19 protein-coding genes are annotated in these 20,311 nt (G+C 40.4%); 11 read left to right on the forward strand and 8 right to left on the reverse strand.

Translation table 11 applies throughout. From position 1 onward, the window contains the following. Nucleotides 1-33 precede the first annotated feature (33 nt). Nucleotides 34-798 carry a glutamate racemase gene (murI, locus tag AFM12_RS12425; RefSeq protein ID WP_055148663.1) on the forward strand — a complete coding sequence of 255 codons (765 nt, stop codon included), beginning with the start codon at nucleotides 34-36 and terminating at the stop codon, nucleotides 796-798. Here murI and recO read toward each other — a convergent pair. Continuing rightward, nucleotides 788-1,477, reverse strand: a complete 690-nt coding sequence (recO, locus tag AFM12_RS12430; RefSeq protein WP_055148665.1) for a DNA repair protein RecO — start codon at nucleotides 1,475-1,477, stop codon at nucleotides 788-790. The two genes, murI and recO, sit on opposite strands and share 11 nt — an antisense overlap. Before the next feature lie 105 nt (nucleotides 1,478-1,582). On the opposite strand from recO, the gene AFM12_RS12435 reads away from it, so the two are divergent. Both AFM12_RS12435 and AFM12_RS12440 read left to right on the forward strand, forming a co-directional pair. Next, a complete protein-coding gene (locus AFM12_RS12435; protein ID WP_055148667.1) occupies nucleotides 1,583-4,387 on the forward strand; it encodes a TonB-dependent receptor in 2,805 nt (934 codons plus the stop codon). 7 nt (nucleotides 4,388-4,394) lie between these two features. Continuing rightward, nucleotides 4,395-5,147: a GLPGLI family protein gene (locus tag AFM12_RS12440; protein WP_082391322.1), complete on the forward strand. Its 753-nt coding sequence runs from the start codon at nucleotides 4,395-4,397 to the stop codon at nucleotides 5,145-5,147. Here AFM12_RS12440 and AFM12_RS12445 read toward each other — a convergent pair. Both AFM12_RS12445 and ispE read right to left on the reverse strand, forming a co-directional pair. After that, complete coding sequence (locus AFM12_RS12445; protein WP_055148671.1) at nucleotides 5,144-5,740, reverse strand: cytochrome c oxidase subunit 3; 597 nt, start codon at nucleotides 5,738-5,740, stop codon at nucleotides 5,144-5,146. The two genes, AFM12_RS12440 and AFM12_RS12445, sit on opposite strands and share 4 nt — an antisense overlap. A 2-nt stretch (nucleotides 5,741-5,742) precedes the next feature. After that, the gene (gene ispE / locus AFM12_RS12450) at nucleotides 5,743-6,552 is read right to left on the reverse strand and encodes a 4-(cytidine 5'-diphospho)-2-C-methyl-D-erythritol kinase (RefSeq protein WP_055148673.1); all 810 of its coding nucleotides are present in this window, start codon (nucleotides 6,550-6,552) and stop codon (nucleotides 5,743-5,745) included. Between the two features lie 238 nt (nucleotides 6,553-6,790). Between ispE and rplS the strand changes: the two genes are divergently transcribed. The 6 genes from rplS to AFM12_RS12480 all read left to right on the forward strand — a co-directional run bounded on the left by rplS (nucleotide 6,791) and on the right by AFM12_RS12480 (nucleotide 11,795). Next, nucleotides 6,791-7,147: a 50S ribosomal protein L19 gene (rplS, locus tag AFM12_RS12455; RefSeq protein ID WP_055148675.1), complete on the forward strand. Its 357-nt coding sequence runs from the start codon at nucleotides 6,791-6,793 to the stop codon at nucleotides 7,145-7,147. A 110-nt stretch (nucleotides 7,148-7,257) separates the two neighbouring features. Then, the gene (dapF, locus tag AFM12_RS12460) at nucleotides 7,258-8,028 is read left to right on the forward strand and encodes a diaminopimelate epimerase (RefSeq protein WP_055148925.1); all 771 of its coding nucleotides are present in this window, start codon (nucleotides 7,258-7,260) and stop codon (nucleotides 8,026-8,028) included. A gap of 245 nt (nucleotides 8,029-8,273) precedes the next feature. Next, complete coding sequence (gene rho / locus AFM12_RS12465; RefSeq protein ID WP_055148677.1) at nucleotides 8,274-9,830, forward strand: transcription termination factor Rho; 1,557 nt, start codon at nucleotides 8,274-8,276, stop codon at nucleotides 9,828-9,830. 169 nt (nucleotides 9,831-9,999) lie between these two features. Next, a complete protein-coding gene (locus AFM12_RS12470; protein ID WP_055148679.1) occupies nucleotides 10,000-10,560 on the forward strand; it encodes an OmpA family protein in 561 nt (186 codons plus the stop codon). A 28-nt stretch (nucleotides 10,561-10,588) separates the two neighbouring features. Continuing rightward, the gene (locus tag AFM12_RS12475) at nucleotides 10,589-11,197 is read left to right on the forward strand and encodes a helix-hairpin-helix domain-containing protein (RefSeq protein ID WP_055148681.1); all 609 of its coding nucleotides are present in this window, start codon (nucleotides 10,589-10,591) and stop codon (nucleotides 11,195-11,197) included. Between the two features lie 79 nt (nucleotides 11,198-11,276). Then, a complete protein-coding gene (locus tag AFM12_RS12480) occupies nucleotides 11,277-11,795 on the forward strand; it encodes a KdsC family phosphatase (RefSeq protein WP_055148683.1) in 519 nt (172 codons plus the stop codon). Between the two features lie 29 nt (nucleotides 11,796-11,824). On the opposite strand, the gene AFM12_RS12485 is transcribed toward AFM12_RS12480, so the two are convergent. Further along, a complete protein-coding gene (locus AFM12_RS12485) occupies nucleotides 11,825-12,736 on the reverse strand; it encodes a hypothetical protein (protein WP_055148685.1) in 912 nt (303 codons plus the stop codon). 174 nt (nucleotides 12,737-12,910) lie between these two features. Between AFM12_RS12485 and bamJ the strand changes: the two genes are divergently transcribed. Continuing rightward, complete coding sequence (gene bamJ / locus AFM12_RS12490; RefSeq protein ID WP_082391323.1) at nucleotides 12,911-13,579, forward strand: BamJ family beta-barrel-assembly machinery protein; 669 nt, start codon at nucleotides 12,911-12,913, stop codon at nucleotides 13,577-13,579. Nucleotides 13,580-13,630: 51 nt separating this feature from the next. Next, nucleotides 13,631-15,685 carry a carboxy terminal-processing peptidase gene (locus AFM12_RS12495; protein WP_055148687.1) on the forward strand — a complete coding sequence of 685 codons (2,055 nt, stop codon included), beginning with the start codon at nucleotides 13,631-13,633 and terminating at the stop codon, nucleotides 15,683-15,685. 73 nt (nucleotides 15,686-15,758) lie between these two features. On the opposite strand, the gene lon is transcribed toward AFM12_RS12495, so the two are convergent. The 4 genes from lon to hisA form a co-directional block, all read right to left on the reverse strand. After that, the gene (gene lon / locus AFM12_RS12500) at nucleotides 15,759-18,227 is read right to left on the reverse strand and encodes an endopeptidase La (RefSeq protein ID WP_055148927.1); all 2,469 of its coding nucleotides are present in this window, start codon (nucleotides 18,225-18,227) and stop codon (nucleotides 15,759-15,761) included. Nucleotides 18,228-18,373: 146 nt separating this feature from the next. Further along, nucleotides 18,374-19,129, reverse strand: coding sequence for an imidazole glycerol phosphate synthase subunit HisF (gene hisF / locus AFM12_RS12505; protein ID WP_055148689.1), 756 nt, complete (start codon nucleotides 19,127-19,129; stop codon nucleotides 18,374-18,376). Continuing rightward, entirely contained in the window at nucleotides 19,123-19,578 is a 456-nt protein-coding gene (locus tag AFM12_RS12510) for a GNAT family N-acetyltransferase (RefSeq protein ID WP_055148691.1), read from the reverse strand. The genes hisF and AFM12_RS12510 overlap by 7 nt, the downstream gene beginning before the upstream one ends. Nucleotides 19,579-19,582: 4 nt before the next feature. Further along, entirely contained in the window at nucleotides 19,583-20,308 is a 726-nt protein-coding gene (gene hisA / locus AFM12_RS12515; RefSeq protein ID WP_055148692.1) for a 1-(5-phosphoribosyl)-5-[(5-phosphoribosylamino)methylideneamino]imidazole-4-carboxamide isomerase, read from the reverse strand. Nucleotides 20,309-20,311 lie beyond the last annotated feature (3 nt).

Here is a 20,311-nt window from a genome sequence, read left to right on the forward strand (position 1 = left end):
TGATCTTAAATCTTTCGTCTTAAGTCTTAGATAATGATCGGCGTATTTGATTCCGGAATTGGTGGATTGACTTTGCTTCATGAGCTAACAAGGCTTATGCCACATGAAGACTACATTTATTTTGCCGATACCGATCACGTACCTTATTCATACCGGACCAAAGAGGAGATCAAGGGTTTTGTTGAAGAATCCATATTATTTCTAAGGGAAAAGGGTTGTGATGTCATTGTTCTTGCCTGCAATACGGCCACAAATGTTGCGGTAGAATACCTTCGTGAAAAATATGATTTTCCTATTGTGGCTATTCAGCCAGCCGTGAAAGTAGCCGCTGATCACAGTGAAGATAATAAACGGATTTTGGCCTGTGCCACCCCTGTTACGTTAAATGCTGACCGCTACAAAAATCTTGTAGCTCAGCTTGGGATTGGTGAAAGATTGGATAACCTGCCCTTGCCAAAACTTGTTGAATTTGCAGAGAAAGGCATTTTTGAGGGTAAAGAAGTTGAGGAGTACCTGAAGCAGGAGATTGAGAAACTGTTTAGCCAAGAACACCATTTCATTGTTCTTGGTTGTACGCATTTTACCTTTTATGAAAGGATAATAGAGCAGCTTTTTCCTACCCTCCAGGCTTTAGATGGAAATGAAGGGACGGCCCGTCAGGTGAAACGGGTTTTAGAGAAAGAGGTGGGTTTGAAGACTTCAGGGTCTGGTCATACAGTGTTCTATGAGTCTGGTAGAAAAGTGGAAAACCTTGCCAAATATGCAAAACTGCTTGCCAAGCTTCGACTTAGCTCATAATTTCCCGCAAGACGGGCAAAGATTTCAATTCGCCAAATTCCTCCTGATGCAATCGGTAAAAAGTTAAAAGAACATCAAGAAGGTGATTTCTGAAAACCTTTCCCATATCAAGTGTATCTGTAAAGTCTGCTTTCAGGAGTAAATTGAGATATTTTTTTGTCTCCGTTTCCACCGGAATTGTTACCCCGAATTCTTTAAACTGATTTTCTACTTCTATGGCGTCTTGTGGTGCAAAGCCTAGGTAATTACTGTATTTCGTCAGAAAAATAAGGTGAAAATTCTCAATACCTGAGGTCATCTCGTCAAGAGTGACAATGGATTGGTAGAGAAAAAAGAATAAAGCTTCGTTCTCTGTTTGCTCTTTCAATGTTTTGCTGATCACCTCATTCAGAAAAATGGAAATCGTTGATTTCCGAACCTCAAACGGCAGGCTTTTCAGTGGAGCGGTACACTTGATTTCAGAAATTCGGTGGAGGTCTTTTTTCTGATCATGATAAACCACCAGATCAAGCAAAGTTAAGGGCTGAAAAAGGGCGATTTTATTTTTGCCGCGGGCTGTGCGTACACCATTCTCAATATAGCTCTGCACCCCAAACTTCTCTGTATAGATTTTACAAATCACCGAAGTCTCCCGATAAGGAATAAAACTGAGAACTATGCCTTTGGTTTTATGAAGCATGTGCAAAGAACAGCAAAAGTTAAATAATTGTAATAACTAATTATTTAGTCGTTTTTGTGTCAAAAATCTTATATCTTCGGTTTAATTACTCAACTTCCTTATAGTATGAAACTTCCACAACTACTTCTTTGCTTCCTGCTCACCTCTTTTTTCGCTAATGCTCAAAATCGTGTAACAGTCTCAGGTCATATTGAAGACAGCTCCGGCACAGCCCTATCGTATACCTCAGTGCTGATTTTGGCTCCATCTGATTCGTCCTTGATTACCTATGCTCTAACAAATGACGAGGGCGACTTTATTTTCAAAAATTTGGAAAGAAAGCCAATGCTTATTAAAGCGACTTATGTTAGTTATTTGCCTCATCAGGAAGAACTTGTTTTGCCGGAAACCGGAGATTTGAATTTAGAGAAAATAGTACTGAACCCTATATCAAAAGAGCTTTATGAGGTAGTGGTTAAAACGGCCAAAGCTCCAATCAGTATCAAAGGCGATACAATTGAGTACGACGCAAGCAAGTTTAAAGTGCCTCCCGGGGCAACTCTTGAAGAGCTGATCAGAAAACTTCCGGGAGTGGAGGTGGATAAAGATGGCAATGTGGTAGCCCAGGGCGAACAAGTTCAAAAAGTGACGGTCGATGGTCGCCGTTTTTTTGGAAACAATACCAAAGTAGCTACACAAAATCTCAATGCTGATGCCGTGAAAAAAGTACAGTTTTTTGATGATAAATCAGAACAGTCTAAGCTCACCGGAGTGCAAGATGGATTGCGGGAAAAAACCATGAATGTAGAACTTAAAGAGGAGGCTAAGAAAGGAGGCTTTGGAAAAATAACGGCTTCAGGAGGAACAGATAATCGATGGAATACAAGCGGGCTTTTTAACAGGTTTGATAAGGAACAACAGTTTTCAGTAATAGGATATGGGAACAATACCAATCAATCTGGAATTACTTGGGATGATTTGCAGGAATTTCAAGGCTCGGGTGCATATAACAGATATTCAGGAATTGGAGATTTTGGATTTAATAATAATGTCTACTACAGCTCATCCAACAGCGAAGAGTCATTCAACATTCCATACAATGACCTCAGTTCGGGATATTCAAATAATCAAGCTGCCGGAATTAATTATAACTACCTGAAAAAAAAGAAGGAGCTTAATTCAAGCTACTTCTTCAGCAGAAGCGACCAGCAGATTGATACCTATGAGTCTCGGATCAATTTACTTAATCCTACCGCCACTTTTGAGACAACAGATCAGAGTATACAGGAAAACCTAACAGGGCATCATCGACTGAATATTCGCTTTCAAAATGAAATAGACAGTAGCAATACGTTAACGCTTATCGGTCAGGGTCGTTATAGTAATTTAAACAATTCATTATCGAGTTTACAAAGTCTTATCAGGTCAGTGGATAGTGAAAGCTCTATGCAACGAAATAACGTGAACGATAAATTTTCTATGTCTTATCAGGGGTCAGCCATTTTCAGACATAAGTTTAAAAAGAACGGAAGAGTTTTAGCCCTGAGTTTTTTAAATAATGGGAGTAAGGCAGACACTGAAGGTACATTGAAAACGGCTGTTGATGTATTAAATTCTTCAGACCCTGATACCTATTTTAGAAATTTAGATCAGTTAAATGCTTCCCTGAATGGTACACAGTTAATAAAATCAAGTGCTCTGTATGTAGAGCCTATTGGAAAGAAGGTTTTCTCTGAAAGTTTTTACAATTATAGCGTTACCAATTCTACGGTTCATCGGGAAGTCTACGATTTGAGCAATGAGAATGCTGAAACTTTAAATGAAGATTTAAGCAGGTATTTTGATAACAGGATTGTATATAACAGGTTTGGTTCAAGTATTCGATTTACATCAAAGGGAAATAATTTATCGCTGGGGTTGGCCGGTGTCCGGTATGACTTAAATGGTGATTTTTCTGTCCGGAATAGCTCTCCCTCGTTAGGTCAGGTGGATAAAACATACATGGCTCTTACACCAAATATTGATTTCAATAAAAGGATGAAAGGTAACCAATATATGGGTTTTGACTATAGTCTAAGTATGACGCCGCCCTCAATTTCTGACCTGCAGCCTTTTAAGGATATATCTAACCCTCTCTTTATCAGAGAAGGTAATCCTGATCTTCAACCAGAGACCAGTCATTCCTTTACGGCCAGATACAATAAATATGACCCTGCTACATTTATCAGGTTTTATATTTATGCACGTGGCTCTCTTTATACCAACAGGGTAGTTCAAAACCAAACCATAAACCCTGAAACATTGGTAACTACTTACAGCCCGGGTAATGTCTCGGGAGGTAATTCGGGAAACATCTATGGAAGTATTGGTTTTCCTATCATTAAAACCAAGTTTTCTGTAGATATCGGCGGTAGCCCAAGTTTCAGCAACTACATCTCTTTGATTAATAATGTGGAGAATAACACAAGCAGAATTGGGTATAATTATAATGCCTCAATTACCTTGACCCCAATTGATGGGTTTGCTTTTTATGCGGGTGCCAGAATCTCTAACTCGGAAACAAAATATGAGATTAATACCCAGCAAAATCAAAAAATAATTAACCGATCACTTTGGGCCAGAATGAACCTGAAGCTACCCAAAGATTTCTACATTGATTCTAATTTTGATTATTCACATTTTTCAAATGAACGACTTTCTTTTGACCAGAAAGTGCCTATCTGGAACGCTTTTTTGTATAAACATCTCGGTGAAAAGAAAAAATGGGAGGTACGCTTGTCTGGCTTTGATATTCTGAAACGTAATATCAACGTTACGCAACAGGCCAGTCAGAATTATGTTCTGTTTAGAGAAATAAACACGCTATCCAGATATTTTCTAATAGGCTTCACTTACAATATGAGGGGAGTTGAAGTAAAAAGATATAGATAATAAATATATGAAAAGTAGAATATTGAGAGCCTTCATTATCTTCCTGTTATCTTTTTTGTCCTTGGTAACAAAAGGCCAAAACCTGACTGGTGAAATAGAATTTCGATATCGAATTAATTATGCCGAAATATATGCTAGTGCAGAATACATCACTGAGCAGGAAAGAGATCGGATTATGCTGAGCTGGGGAAATGAAGAAGGGTATAGTACCAGAATGAAATTGCAATTTTCACCCGAAAAAACGGTATATACCTACGGAGAACCATACGAACTTAATGCATGGTCATCATTCAAGGATAATTATTTCATTATCAAGAATTTCGCAGAGAGTACCTCCATGCTCTATCTGGAGTCATTAGGAAAGACATATTTGATAGAGGATGAATTAAAAGTGCCAAAATGGAGGATAATGAATGAATTAAGGGAAATAGTAGGTCACATGTGTATGAAGGCAGTGACGCAGGATACCCTTAAAGGACAAGAAATTGTAGCCTGGTTTGCCGCCGATATACCCGTACCTGGTGGCCCGGAAAACCTCAATGGCTTGCCTGGAATGATTCTGGGATATGAAGTGAATGGAACCCAGCTTCTGGTAGAGGCAGAGAGAATAGTTTTAGGAGAGCCCGAAGACCCTATCAAACTGCCCAAAAAAATGAAAGGGAAAAAGGTGAATTGGCAAGAATACAATGAATCGGTTGCGGAGTTTATTGATCTCTCTGTTAAAGCTAAAAGGCCTTGGTATTGGAGTTTACGTTTTTAACTGTTGGCTGAGCTATGCCACAGAAAGAATAGGAAAATGATGATCCAGACGATGTCAAGAAAATGCCAGTAGAGGGTTACTAGCTTCAATCGTAAGATATTGGGAGGGTTTACGCTATCTACAAAAGAGTCAATGTATGACCTGTTTTTCATTGACTTGTACACCACAAGACTTAAGGCGACTAAACCTCCCAAAGTATGAATCAAATGAATGCCGGAGAGGATAAAAATGAAAGAGCCTCCCGTGTTATTAGAAGGTAAAATATTATTTCTCAAAAGCGACATCCAGCCCCATATCTGCGTCATCAGAAAACCAAGAGCCAAAAAATAAGTAGCCATCAGTAGGTGTCTGTGTAATGCGAATTGTTGATTATTTAAGGCTCGACTGACCAGCTGTAAGGTGACACTACTGGCCAAAATCAGAAGTGTACTCAGCCAGAAAGCTCCCGGTAGCTGAACCGGAATATCTTGATTGACAAGCTCTTTCTTTACAAAAACCAAGAAAACAAAAAGGAACAGTAGTGCACTACTGGCTATGCCAAGATAGAGCATAAACTGAAACGGTTCCCGTCTTTTGGTTAGAAAATTAGACATATTTAAAGTTCTCCTTTCCAAACAGCGTATTCAGAGAATTGGTTTTTCAGATGCGGCTCTTCTTTAAATATTCCGTACACTGTTGATCCACTGCCTGTCATAGCTGCATAAATAGCTCCTTTTCGGTACAAACTATTCACCAACTCGTCGATAAGAGGGTACTTTTTTGCTAGGGGTTCTTCAAAGTCATTTTTGATTAAACCTTTCCATTTCTCAATAGGCTCTTCGATCAGAGTTATTACGGACTCCTTCGGTTTGGTTGGTATAATCGAGCCGTAAGCCTCTGCTGTGCTAATGTGGATGCCTGGATTAATACAAACGATAGTGTAACCCGTCAAATCGAGCTCAATCGTTTTAAATTTAATGCCGCGATCAAAACAAAAAACGGGTTTGTTTTCAATGAAAAAAGGACAGTCACTACCTAAGGTGGCGGCCATTTGCTGAAGCTGTAGGATCGATAAGTCACACTCGAGCAATTCATTGAAAAGTTTAAGTGCAAATGCACCGTCAGCTGATCCGCCGCCCAATCCGGCACCCATGGGTATCACTTTATGCAGATGGATGTGCACGTTTGATTCTTTTTTCGCAAAGGGTTTTATTAAATCAAAAGCTTTAAGAATCAAATTGTTTTCCGGTTTTCCCGGAATATCCAGTCCTGTTGTGTTAAATATCAATCGCTCCGCCGGGATTGCTTCTAAGGCATCCCGCCATTTAACCGGATAAAAGACAGATTCGAGATTATGGAAACCGTCAGAGCGTTTTTCGGTGATGTTAAGGCCAATATTGATTTTGGCATTCGGGAAACAGATCATGCTTCAAAAGTAAGCAAGGAGTTCTGTTTTGAAATGAATTTTTGTCACATTGAAAATCACAATTTGAAGCTGGCCTCAAAAAGCTTAGTTACAGTGAACTAAGTTGTTAATAATTTTATTTCTGGTCTTGTAAGCTATATAATTTAATATTACCTTTGCACCCTGTTTTTAGATACGCTGCGTATTATCCTGAATAGCAGCCTCTTTCTTAAGCGTAAAACACTTAAAATTTTAAAAAATGAGCGATTTAGTAAGAGAAATTGAAGCGTCATTATTGCCTGAAACAAATGAAATCCCTGATTTCAAAGCAGGTGACACAGTGAACGTTCACGTACGCATCAAAGAAGGTAACAAAGAGCGTATTCAGGTATTCCAGGGAGCTGTTATCCAACGTAAAAACTACGGAACAACAGGCGAAACCTTCACAGTTAGAAAAATTTCTAACGGTATTGGGGTAGAGAGAATTTTTCCTATATTGTCCCCAAGTATTGAAAAGATCGAGGTCTTGAGAAAAGGTAAAGTAAGAAGAGCGAAGCTTTATTACCTAAGAAACAAGCACGGTAAAGCGGCCAAGATCAAAGAATTGAAGAAATAAGATATTAAAGAATATAAGTAATAGCTTTTTCATAATTTGTGTTGGAAAACGCCGCCTTAATGAGGCGGCTTTTTTTTATTTCATTCCATCAAAAAAAGTACAGGACTTCAATGCTAAGTTTTTTCAAATATCAGGGTACAGGTAATGATTTTGTGATGATCGATGCCAGGGAGGTAGAGATCAATCTGAGTCAGGAAGAAATCGCTGCTATATGCTCAAGGCGTTTTGGAGTGGGGGCTGATGGTCTTATTCTTCTGAAAAACGCTGATGGTTATGATTTCAGAATGGTTTATTATAATGCTGACGGCCGTGAAGGGAGCATGTGCGGTAATGGAGGCCGATGTACCGTGAAGTTTGCGGCCGATCTCGGAATATTTGAAAAAGAAACCTCATTCATAGCTGTTGACGGGCCGCATGAGGCACTTTTGATTGACGATAAAGTTCGCCTAAAAATGACAGATACGGCGGCTGTGGCTGAAGTTGATGGAAATTCATTTTATAATACCGGCTCTCCTCATGTTGTTATCTACTCTGACAACTTAGGGGCTCTGGATGTAAACAAAGAAGGGGCGGCCATCAGATACAATGAGTACTGGCAGGCTGCCGGAGGTAGTAATATCAATTTTGTGGAGTTAAAAGGCTCACAGTCTATTGCAGTGCGTACCTACGAGAGAGGAGTGGAGGCCGAAACGTATTCATGTGGTACCGGAGTAACCGCTTGTGCTCTTGATGCCTGGCAGAAGCATCAAATGAAATCTCCGGTGGCCATTAATACGCTGGGTGGTCAGCTTGAGGTTTCGTTTGAGCAGAAAACAGATGGCTCATTTTCTAATATCTGGCTTGAAGGCCCGGCTCTCAGGGTTTTTAAGGGGATTTGGTAGCCCTTACAGATAAATCTTTGTTAAAATGTATTGACATATAGAAATATTCGTTTTAACATTGCATCGGAATCAGAACAACGTCCCCTCGATTCCATTCTCAAGCAGGAATTTGCCATTTCACATTTCCATTACGGTTTTTTCCTCAATCTATTCGAGAAGTAAGATTTAGTTGAAAAGTCAAGATACATCTATGTTAATTAGTCAGCCTTGCTGATTCTACAACCTCATTAATTAATTCCATTTTCATGTACCAGGAAAAAGACTTAAAAGTCAAACTATTGTCAGAGTTGAAAACAATAGCTTCAGACTTAGGTATTGATATCAAGGGCTTGAAGAAGTCCGATTTAGTTGAGCAAATTCTTCGAAAAAATGCTGCTCATGAATCTAAAGCAGAAGCAAAGAAAGAAGAAAAAGTGGAAACAAAGCCTGGCAAAAGGCCACGTACAAGAAAAAGAATTGCAAAGCCTAAAACATCTGATTCAGGAGCTGAAGAAAGTTCTGAGGATGACGATATTGACCTTTCAGACCTTGAGGAAGAAATTCCGGACATCACTGATGAAGACCTGGGTTTGGTAGAAGATGGTAGTGATGATGATGAGGATCAGGAAGATCCTGTTGAGAAGAAAAAACGCGAAGATTACTCAAGAGATATAAAGCGAAATTTCAATAACCTTGTTAAGGAATTTGACGGACTGATTGACAACGAAGGTGTTCTGGAAATCATGTCTGAAGGTAGTTATGGTTTCCTTCGTTCGCCGGATTTTGACTATCTGGCCAGTCCTGATGATATTTACGTATCACCTTCTCAGATCAAACTTTTTGGTTTGAAAACAGGTGACACCATACGTGGAACAGTAAGACCACCAAAAGATGGTGAAAAGTATTTTGCTTTATTGAAAGTAATTTCAGTGAATGGGAAAACATCAGAAGAAATCAGAGATCGTATTCCATTTGAATACCTTACTCCTCTGTTTCCTAACGAGAAAATCTCACTTTCCACGAAGCCTGAGATCATGAGTACCAGAGTGCTTGATCTTTTTGCCCCTATTGGTAAAGGTCAGCGTGGAATGATTGTGGCACAGCCTAAAACAGGTAAAACGGTACTTCTAAAAGAAATAGCCAATGCCATCGCAAGAAATCACCCGGAGATATATCTAATCATCCTTTTAATAGACGAACGTCCTGAAGAGGTGACCGATATGGCTCGCTCTGTTAGAGCTGAGGTGATTAGCTCAACTTTTGACGAAACAGCAGATAAGCATGTGAAAGTATCAGGAATGGTGCTAGAAAAGGCCAAAAGACTGACTGAAAGTGGTCATGACGTTGTGATACTTCTTGACTCAATCACGCGTTTGGCAAGGGCTCACAACACGGTAGTTCCTTCTTCAGGTAAGATTTTATCCGGTGGTGTGGATGCTAAGGCATTACATAAACCAAAGAGGTTCTTTGGTGCAGCCAGAAATATAGAAAATGGCGGGTCATTGACCATTATCGCTACAGCTCTTATTGATACAGGTTCCAAGATGGATGAGGTTATTTTTGAGGAATTCAAAGGGACAGGTAACATGGAGCTTCAGCTCGACAGAAGACTGGCTAATAAACGTGTTTTCCCTGCGATTGATATTTTGACTTCCGGTACCAGAAGAGAGGATCTTTTGATGTCAAAGGATGAATTGAATAAAGTTTGGTTGCTTAGAAAATATATCGGAGACATGAACCCTATGGAATCCATGGAATTTCTTCTTGACAAAATGAAAGGAACCAGAAGTAATGAAGAGTTCCTTCTTACGATGAACAGATAAATAATTTCTTACGATAGTTTTAGCTGGGCCAAAACCTTAATACATAAGGTTTTGGCCTTGTTTTTTTAAGGTTATTAATGTTTTTTCGCTGATAGTTGTAACTTTATTATCTGTCGTACGTCTAGAAAAACGTTAGTGACAATTTTTAATCCTAAACCCCTTAACAATCATGAACAGATTTCTGATTCCTCTTTTGATTCTGTTGGGGTCACTTCTTTACAGTTGGTTCTGGAACTGTCAACGCAGGCCTCATTGCTCTGATGGCGAATATGCTATCGAGGAGAGCATCGATGCCGTGGCTGATGAGTCGGAAGCCGTGATATCCGAAGACGACGGTGCCTCTGCAATGGCCGCTGAAGAAATGACCGAAGCCGAAGAAGAAGAACTATTATTTACCCCTTTGGATGTTTATTTCGAAACGGCAAAAAATGGAATTTCAAAAAATGCTGAAATTGAGAATTTCCTGAATACTGCCCAAAAGTATCTGGCTGCACACCGTGATAAAAAGCTTTCGCTGGTAGGCCATACCGATAATGACGGCTCTGACGCCACTAATGACCCACTCTCTGTAAAAAGAGCGAATACGGTGAAAGAAATGCTCATTAATGAAGGATTTGAAGCCGATCAACTGGTTACTTCGGGTAGAGGTGAGCGTGAACCAATCGCGTCAAATGATACACCTGAAGGCAGAGCCAAAAACAGGAGAGTCACGATAAGACTCATGGAATAAACTTTAAAACCCTTAATCAAAAATAAAGATGGAAAACCTTAAATGTCTATTTACCAATTTCCCTTTGGATATATTCTGGGCCTTATTGCTACCGCTTTTTCTTCTGTGGTGGTATATGAACCGATTAGTTAACAGATATAAATCTCATGCTTCGGAGCTCCAGGACAGAATTAATTTTCTGGAAGGTGAGCTGGAGGCTTGTCGTAAGAATAAAGTATCCAGGGCTGCTACTGCCGATATGGACGGTCTGAAGGCAAAGATCAGCAAGCTTGAAGCTGATTTGGATGCTTGTAATAAGGCTAAACTAGCTGCTGCAGCGACGGGTGCGGTAAGCGGGACGGCCGTTGCTGGTGTAGCCTCTCTGGCTTCAGATAAGCCTAAGAAAAAGGATGATTTGAAAGTAGTGGAAGGTATTGGTCCTAAAATTGAAGGTCTTTGCCATGATGCCGGTATTTATACTTTCGCTGATTTGGCAAATGCTTCGGCAGAAACCATAAAAGGTATTTTAAGTAATGCCGGTCCTAGATTCCAGATGCATGATCCTACTACCTGGCCAAAGCAGGCTGAGCTGGCCCGTGATGGTAAGTGGGATGAGCTGAAAGCCTGGCAGGATGAATTAGATAAGGGAAGACAGTAATTTCAGCCCAATCAAGATAGAAAAGCGGTACATAAAGTGCCGCTTTTTTTATTGCCCGGCAGTGGCCATCTTTGCTGCCATGGATTTAAGACTGAAAGGTAGAATTGGGAAAATAAGTACGCTCATCTTTGATGTAGATGGCGTTTTTACTGACGGAACTATAATTGTCACGGATATTGACGTACAGCGGGTTTTTAATGTGAAAGATGGTTATGCCGTTCAAATGGCATTAAAAGCAGGCTATAAAATGGCTGTGATATCCGGCGGTAAACAGGAAAGCATCAGAACCAGGCTTGGAGGGCTTGGAATTCCTGAGATCCACTTATCAGTGAGTACTGACGGAAAACCAGCCGTGCTTGATTCGCTACTGGCAAAATGGGAACTAGAGGAAGAAGAAGTACTTTATATCGGAGATGATATTCCTGATTTATTATTGATGAAAGGTCGTAAAATTTTCAAAGCATGCCCGGTAGATGCCCGCCCGGAGGTTCTGGATCAGGCCGATTTCATATGTCCGTCAAAAGGAGGACATGGGGCTGTCAGAGATGTGATAGAATTAGTGATGAAAACCCAGGACACCTGGATGAAACAATATTAAAAAAGGGGGCACTAAGCCCCCTTTTTTAATTATAAACTTTCAATTGTCTTTTCAAATTTCCGGCTAAGTCTTACCGGTTTTGACCTTTTAGCAATATGAAGCTCATAACCTGAGGCGTCGCCCGTGACTTTGTACAGGGCATGAGCATTAGCGTACTCATGATCTGAAATTTGTATGAATTGAGGGTGTTTTTGAAGCTCTTTCTTTACATCCTCAGCCTGAATGTCAAGCTCTTTATCGGCAAGGCCAAAGAAGTTTTGATACAATAACTGAGACTTATATTTTGAGATACTTACCGATACCAATTGATTTGGAACCAGACTTAGCTTTTCGTTAGCTCCTGAAAAAGCCATTACAGGGAAAAGCATTTTTTGACTTTCCACTGGCGTGAAGTTCTGAAGGTTTCGGTTTATTATCTCAGACTTTAAAGAGAATTTACTTCTCAAGGTACTCTCCTGAAGAAAAGAAATAATGAAACCAATGACAGCACCAAAGCCAGTAAACTCTAGCAATACCATTGGAAGGTCAAACTTAGCAAGACCTACCTGATTACTGAAAACCATTACCAAAAGACCTACAAAGAAAAATCTTAAAACAAAAAGGGAAAACTGTCTGATCACCGTCCACTGAGATGAATCAAAGAATTTTTTGAAAGTGAAAGGTAGAAGGTAGTCTGAAATAAGGATACCAATAAAACCGGCTGCACTGGCGATACTAATTAAAAGGGTTTTATTGAGTGCAGTATTCTCTCTAATTCCAAAAGGCTGTGCAAAATAGAAAAGTACAAAAACAGAAAGTGCAACAACTACTGCTGAAATCAGACTTTTAAGCGTAAGCACACCTGAACGCATCGGTCTTTTAGTGGCCTGTGCCAGTTTCTGGAAAAAGCCGGCAACGCTATTGATAATTTGTACGGGGATATTAAGAATTGACTTTATCATGAAATGATTGTTTCGTTAGCTTATGTTTTAAGTTTTCAAAAACTATACCAAAACTCATTAACGTTTTAATAAGAAAGTATTTGATCTGAAACGTAATTTTTTATGTGAATGCTGTGTTAATTAAAGTGAAATCTCTAGATTGAGAACTTAGTATAATTCAATCAAAATCGAATAATGATCAAGAAAACCACTGTTTTATTTATCACCATTTTGGTGAGCTATTTTACATCATTAAATGCACAGACGACTTTAGGAAACGATACAGATTCGCTAAGCTATGCCATCGGAGTAAGTGTAGCCCAAAGCATAAAAGCTCAAAACATTCAGCCAGATTTAGATATTATGAAGGCGGCGATAGCAGATGTTTTAAATGATTCAGAACTTGCTATTCCGGCTCAATTGTGTGGAATGTACCTGCAGACCTATTTTCAGCAGGCAGCGGAGAAAGTAGCTAATGAAAACTTGAAAATTGGCAATGATTTTCTGGCTAGTAATAAAACAAGAGAAGGTGTTATGGAAACGGCTACTGGCCTTCAATATGAGATCTTAAACGCTGGTGATGGGGCCAAACCTTTATCGACAGATAAAGTGAAGGTTCACTATCATGGAACGCTCATCGACGGTACAGTCTTTGATAGTTCTGTAGAGAGAGGTTCTCCGGCTACTTTTGGTGTAACCCAGGTGATTAAGGGCTGGGTAGAGGCTTTACAGATGATGCCTGTAGGCTCAAAATGGAAATTATTTATCCCGGCAGATTTGGCTTACGGGCCAAGAGGTCAGGGCAAAATTGGTCCGAATTCAACGTTGATTTTCGACGTTGAGTTGCTGGAAATTGTACAGTAATAGGAGAGCTTTGGTTCTTCAGCCCTATGGGCATCTATTAAACAAAGATTTATGAAAAAGTTAGTATTAACGCTATTCGTTAGTTTCTCATGCCTGACTCTTTTTGCTCAGTCAGAAACTCCCAAATACAGTTATGAAGATCTGGAGCCAAGTAATACTCACAAGCGTGTTGAGCAGTTCGCCACGCAGTTTTTGAGTAATTACCATTATCAGAAATTTCAGGTGGATGATTCATTATCATCTCATGTTTTTGATAATTTTTTGTCAGACGTTGATCGGTCCCATTCTTATTTTACCAAAAATGACATTGAGGAGTTTGAGCAATATCGATATTCTCTTGATGATGCTTTATTGACAGGAGATCTGGAGCTCCCTTTTCTTGTTTACAATCGCTTCAGAAAGATTTATAGAGATCGTTTTGCTTTTATAGAGGAGTATCTTTCAAAACCCTTCAACTTTGAGTCCGATGAGACGTATAATGCCAATCGCCGCGAGTTAGATTGGGCTGCTAGTCAGGAGGAGCTCGATGAAGAATGGAGTAAAATTCTGCTTGGTCAGGCTCTGAGCATGAAATTAAGCGGTAGTTCGGATTCCAGTATTGCGAAAACGCTTCAGAAAAGATATGAACGTTATGAGTCTCGTGTGGCCAAATGGAGAGCCGAAGATGTTTTTCAGACCTACATGAACGCATTTACAGAGGCTATTGATCCTCACACGTCTTACATGATACCGAGCACGGCGGCCCAGTTCAATATTGACATGAGCCAGTCATTGGAGGGTATTGGTGCTCAGCTTCGCAATGAAGGTGACTACGTGATGATCGTCGATATTATTCCAGGAGGCCCATTATTTAAAACCCAGCTCGCAAATAAAGACGACTACATTCTCGGTGTGGCTCAGGGTGATGATGGGGAGTTTCAGGACATCATTGGCTGGTTAACAGACGACGCTGTAAAACTGATTCGTGGTAAAAAGGGAACAGTGGTGCGGTTACTCTTAAAAGCAAAAGAGGCTCCTGCTAGTTCTGAGCCTCGTGAGGTGAGAATTGTTAGAGAAAAAATAAAACTGGAAGAAGCTGTCGCTGAAGGTGAGGTGATGGAAATTGAGGAAGACGGTAAAACTTATAAAATTGGTTTGATTGATATTCCAATGTTTTATCGTGATTTTGACGGAGCCCGCCGTGGTGCTGATTTTCAAAGTACAACCAAAGATGTGAAGCGGTTTCTGGAAGATTTTCAAAATGAAGGTATCGATGGTGTAATTGTAGACTTGCGGAATAATGGCGGGGGCTCATTAACAGAGGCTATTGATTTAACAGGTCTTTTTATTCCTGAGGGGCCGGTGGTTCAACGAAAAACAGGACGCGGACGTATAGATGTAGAGAATGACAGAGACCCGTCTGTAACGTATGACGGTCCACTCTTGATTCTTCAAAACCGTTATTCAGCTTCTGCTTCTGAGATTTTTGCCGGTGCTATCCAAGATTATAATCGTGGTTTAATTGTCGGTGAGCAGTCTTTTGGAAAAGGTACGGTACAGCAATTGGTAAACCTGGATCAGTTTTTATTATCACCAAAAGTGGCATCGAATAAAAGGCCAGGTACAACTGGGCTGGAAGAACGTGAGCGATACGGTCAGCTAAAATTGACTACAGAAAAGTTCTATAGAATTACAGGGAATAGTACTCAGCGGAAGGGTGTAATTCCTGATATCGCTTTCCCATCACCATGGGTTTCTACTGAAAGTGGTGAAAGTAGTAGACCTACGGCTCTTCCTTATGATGAAATCAGAAGTTCAGATTTTGAGGACCAGAAAGTCGTGACTGATCGATTGAGAGAAAAGCTAAGATCAAGCTTTGATAAACGTCTGGAGGGCTCTGAGGAGATGATGACCTTAAAGAAAGAGATCGAAATCTATAAAGAGCAGAAAGATCAGGACGAGTTCTCACTGAATTATGAAGAACGCCTCAAAGAAAAGGAGGAAGATGAAGGAAACCGTACTGCGATTAAGAAGCTTAGAAAAACAAAAACCGGAGATGATCATTCAGATGATTTATACCTGAATGAAGCCGGTAAAGTTCTTACTGATTTGATCAGGATGTCTTGACTTAACTAAGAAAAGAACGTTATAAACAAAAAGACTCCTGAATGGAGTCTTTTTGTTTATTAAATATTTCAATTTACTTTTTCTCTTCAGGTAGTTCAAACCTGATCGGGTTGTCTACTTTCTTTTTGAGAAGGGCAATTTCCAGAACATCCTGGACCATATCAACATAATGGAAGGTAAGTCCATTGGTATATTCCTCACCAATTTCTTCCACGTCTTTTTGATTCCGGTAGCAGAGAATTATTTCCTTGATTTTTGCACGCTTGGCGGCTAGAATTTTCTCTTTTATACCACCGACTGGCAGTACTTTCCCACGTAAAGTAATCTCACCGGTCATAGCCAGGTTCTTCTTGATTTTACGCTGCGTATAGATGGAAGCCATGGAAGTCAAAATCGTAATACCTGCTGATGGCCCATCCTTAGGCACTGCACCTTGTGGTACGTGAATATGTAGGTCATAGTGCTGGAAAATTTTATAATCGATCTCCAAATCCGCGGCATTAGCTTTCAGGTATGAAAGAGCCGTCATCGCAGATTCTTTCATAACATCTCCCAATTGACCTGAAAGGGTAAGATTCCCTTTACCCCGACTTAGGTTAGTTTCTATGAAGAGAATGTCTCCACCCACTGGCGTCCAGGCCAGGCCAGTTACTACTCCGGCAAGCTCATTACCCTCATAAAGGTCTTTGTCAAAATGAGAGATTCCCAATAACTCCTCTATGTCGGCAGGGGTCATGCTGTGAGGGTACTCCTCTTCCATAGCAATAGATTTCGCCACTTTTCTGACCACGCTCCCAATTTTTTGCTCCAGACTTCTCACGCCAGATTCACGGGTGTAGCCCTCAACAATTTTGATGAGTGCCTGTTTATTGATTTTCAAATCTTTTGAAGTAAGCCCGTGCTCTTTGAGTTGTTTAGGCAACAAATGTCGTTTTGCAATTTCCACTTTCTCTTCAACCGTGTAACCCGTAAGCTCGATGATTTCCATTCGGTCTCTTAATGCAGGCTGAATGGTATCCAAAGAGTTTGCAGTAGCGATGAAGAGAACCTTTGAAAGATCAAAATCTACTTCAAGGTAATTGTCCTTAAAGGCATTGTTTTGCTCGGGGTCAAGAACCTCAAGCAATGCACTTGATGGGTCACCTCGGTGATCTCTTGCTATTTTATCAATCTCATCTAAAACAAAAACTGGGTTAGCCGTTTTTGCTTTGTTGATATTTTGAATCACTTTACCAGGCATGGCACCGATATAGGTTTTTCTGTGCCCACGAATTTCGGCTTCGTCATGAAGTCCGCCGAGAGCCATTCTTACATACTCTCTCCCAAGTGCTTTAGCGATTGATTTCCCTAAAGAGGTTTTTCCTACACCCGGAGGGCCATAAAGGCATAGAATAGGAGCCTTCATATCTGACCTGAGCTTCAAAACTGCCAGATATTCAATAATACGCTCTTTGACTTTTTTAAGGCCATAATGGTCGTTATCAAGAATCTTCTTCGCTCTCTTCAGATTGAAATTATCCTGGCTCACTTCACCCCAAGGCAGGTCTACCAGCAATTCGGCATAGCTAAGAGCCACACCATATTCAGGAGCCATAGAGTTCATTCGCATGATTTTATTGAGCTCTTTATTGAAATGCTCATTGATTTCATGCGGCCATTTCTTTTTTGCCCCTTTCATTCGAAGTTTCTCAACTTCCTGATCAGGGGAATCCATTCCAAGCTCTTCCTGAAGTACTTTTATCTGCTGACGTAAGTAGTACTCTCTCTGCTGCTGATCGATATCTGAACTGGCCTTTGATTGGATATCTTTTTTGATTTCCAGTAGCTCCACCTCTTTGAGGAGATGCTCAAGCAATTTATGAGCCTGTTCCTTCCCATCATAGGTTTCAAGAAGTAGCTGCTTCTCGGCAATTCCTATGTTGAGGTTTGATGATAAAAAGTGTGTAAGAAAGATAGGTGAGTCAATATTGCTGATTGCCGTCTGAGCATCTCTCGGTATCTCCGGGTTAAGGTTCAGGATTTTCGTTGCCGTTTCTTTCAGGCTTTCTATCAGGGCCTTACTCTCTTTTCTACGAGCTCCCGGAAAAGAATCAGGGATATAATCTACCGCGGCTACCAGATAAGGGGTGGTTCTTACAAACTCCCTGATATTGAATCTTCTGCGTCCCTGCACGATGATAGTAACATTGCCATCCGGCAATACAATCATTTTCAGAATGTTACCAATTGTGCCAATCTTATAGACATCATCTTCTGTAGGCTCCTCTTTCGTCTGTCTTAGCTGAGAAACTATACCAAGTGTACGGTCTCCACGATAAGCCTTTTTTACCAGCCTTATGGCCTTGGAGCGGGTAACAGTTACCGGTATAACTATACCGGGAAAAAGTACGGTATTTCTCAAAGGAAGCAGAGAAAGCTCTTCAGGTAAATTATCTTCATTCTCCATTACCTCATCAGGTGAGGTAATTTCTATCATCTCCACGTTTTCGATTTTTGGGGTATTACCCGCAAGCCTCTCTAACAATTCCAGGTCGTTGTTCATTAGGTGTATTCTAAATTCGTATGCTGCCATACTGTCATAATGAAAGTACAAAAGCAACCGAATAATTCAAATCTTTATTGCAGAAGTAGATAGTTCAAGCTCTATGCCAAGAAGTTTTTGCCTGAAATTATGTCAGTTTGAAGCAATTAGAGGCGTATCGAGATGTCTCTTTCCTTTAAATAAAGTTTCAAATCTGGAATTGGGATTTCCTTAAAATGGAAAATTGATGCGGCCAATCCGGCATCAGCTTTCCCAGTGGTAAAAACATCGTAGAAGTGTTCCATATTACCAGCTCCTCCGGAGGCAATCACCGGAATCCCGGCATTTGAGGAAATAGCAGCTGTTAGTTCAAGGGCAAAACCGTCTTTGGTGCCATCAGTATCCATTGAGGTTAATAACAGCTCGCCTGCACCACGATCTTCTACCTCTTTTGCCCATGAAATAGTTTCCAGGTCAGTGGGCTTACGACCACCATGTGTATGAACAGTGTGTTTACCATCAACATATCTGGTATCAATAGCGACCACAATACATTGACTGCCAAACTCCTGGGCAAGTTCAGAGATCAATTCCGGATTTCTTACAGCCGATGAATTAATTGAAATCTTATCTGCACCCGCATTTAGCAATGCAGAAACATCAGCTACAGAACTAATACCACCTCCTACGGTAAACGGAATATTGATGGTATGTGCGACTTTGTTGACAAGTTCAAGCAGGGTTTTGCGGCCTTCTACAGTTGCCGTGATGTCAAGAAAAACCAGTTCATCAGCTCCTTCTTTGGCGTAAATCCTGGCCAATTCGACAGCGTCACCGGCATCGCGAAGGTTGACGAAGTTGGTGCCTTTGACAGTTCTGCCGTTTTTGATATCCAGGCACGGGATTATTCTTTTTGTCAGCATTCCTGATTCTTTAGATAGATGTCACGGTTCACAATTTCCATAAAGAATTGTGGGTTTTCCATCGGTTTCCAACCTGACTTTTCGTACAAAGAATGAGCGTCTCTGGTAGCTAACACCCATCTTCTGAGCCCTTGTAGTTCAGGTATTTTCTGAATTTCTTCAGTCATCCAGACGGCATAGCCATTACCCTGATATTTATCACTGATAAACACATCGGCCAGATAGGCAAAGGTACTTAAGTCCGTAATTATTCTGCAAAACCCGATTTGAACCTTATTGAGATAAAGTCCCAGAGCCATTGAGTTTTCAATTGCTTTTTCAACAGTTTCCCGAGGGATACCCGTGGACCAGTAACTTTTAGTCAGGTTTTTGTGAACGAAATCAATATTTAAAAGAGACTTGTCAGAGCTTAAAAGCAAAGTGTTTTTAGAAGATTCAAATTTTATCATATCCCTATGAAATCATGAAGTTTTCGATTTGACTCAAAGAAATGCGGCCTTCATAAATGGCTTTGCCGACAATTACGCCGTAAAGATTTTGCTCTGCAAGTTTCTCAATATCTTTCATTTCAGAAACACCCCCGCTGGCAATAATTTTACATTCAGGAAACATATCTTTCATTTCTTCATACAGCTCAAAGGCCGGCCCAGCCAGTAAACCGTCTTTATCAACGTCGGTACTTATTATATACTTGATACCGGCTGCTGTGTAGGTCTCTATAAAAGCCATGATGTCCTGCCCACTGTCTTCCTCCCAGCCGCTAATAGCTATTTTTCTGTCTTTTGCATCTGCTCCAAGAATGATTCTGTCGCCACCGTATTTTGTAACCCAGCTCAGCATTTTTTCCGGGTTCTTTACTGCAATACTCCCACCGGTTATTTGAGAGGCTCCAAAATCAAATACCTTTTGAATATCTTCATCAGATTGTACTCCGCCACCAAAATCAATTTTGAGTTTGGTTTGAGAGGCTATTTTCTCAAGAACTTTGAAGTTGATGACCTTTTTTTGTTTGGCACCATCAAGGTCAACTAAATGCAGACGGGTAATGCCGTGATCTTCGAATTCTTTCGCCACTTCCAGCGGGTCCTCGTTATAGATCTTCTTTGTGTCATAATCTCCTTTAGTGAGCCTTACACATTTGGCATCAATGAGATCTATGGCTGGTATGATCTGAAACATGAG

The sequence above is a fragment of the Jiulongibacter sediminis genome (genome assembly GCF_001306455.1).
GTDB classification, from domain to species: Bacteria; Bacteroidota; Bacteroidia; order Cytophagales; family Spirosomataceae; genus Jiulongibacter; species Jiulongibacter sediminis.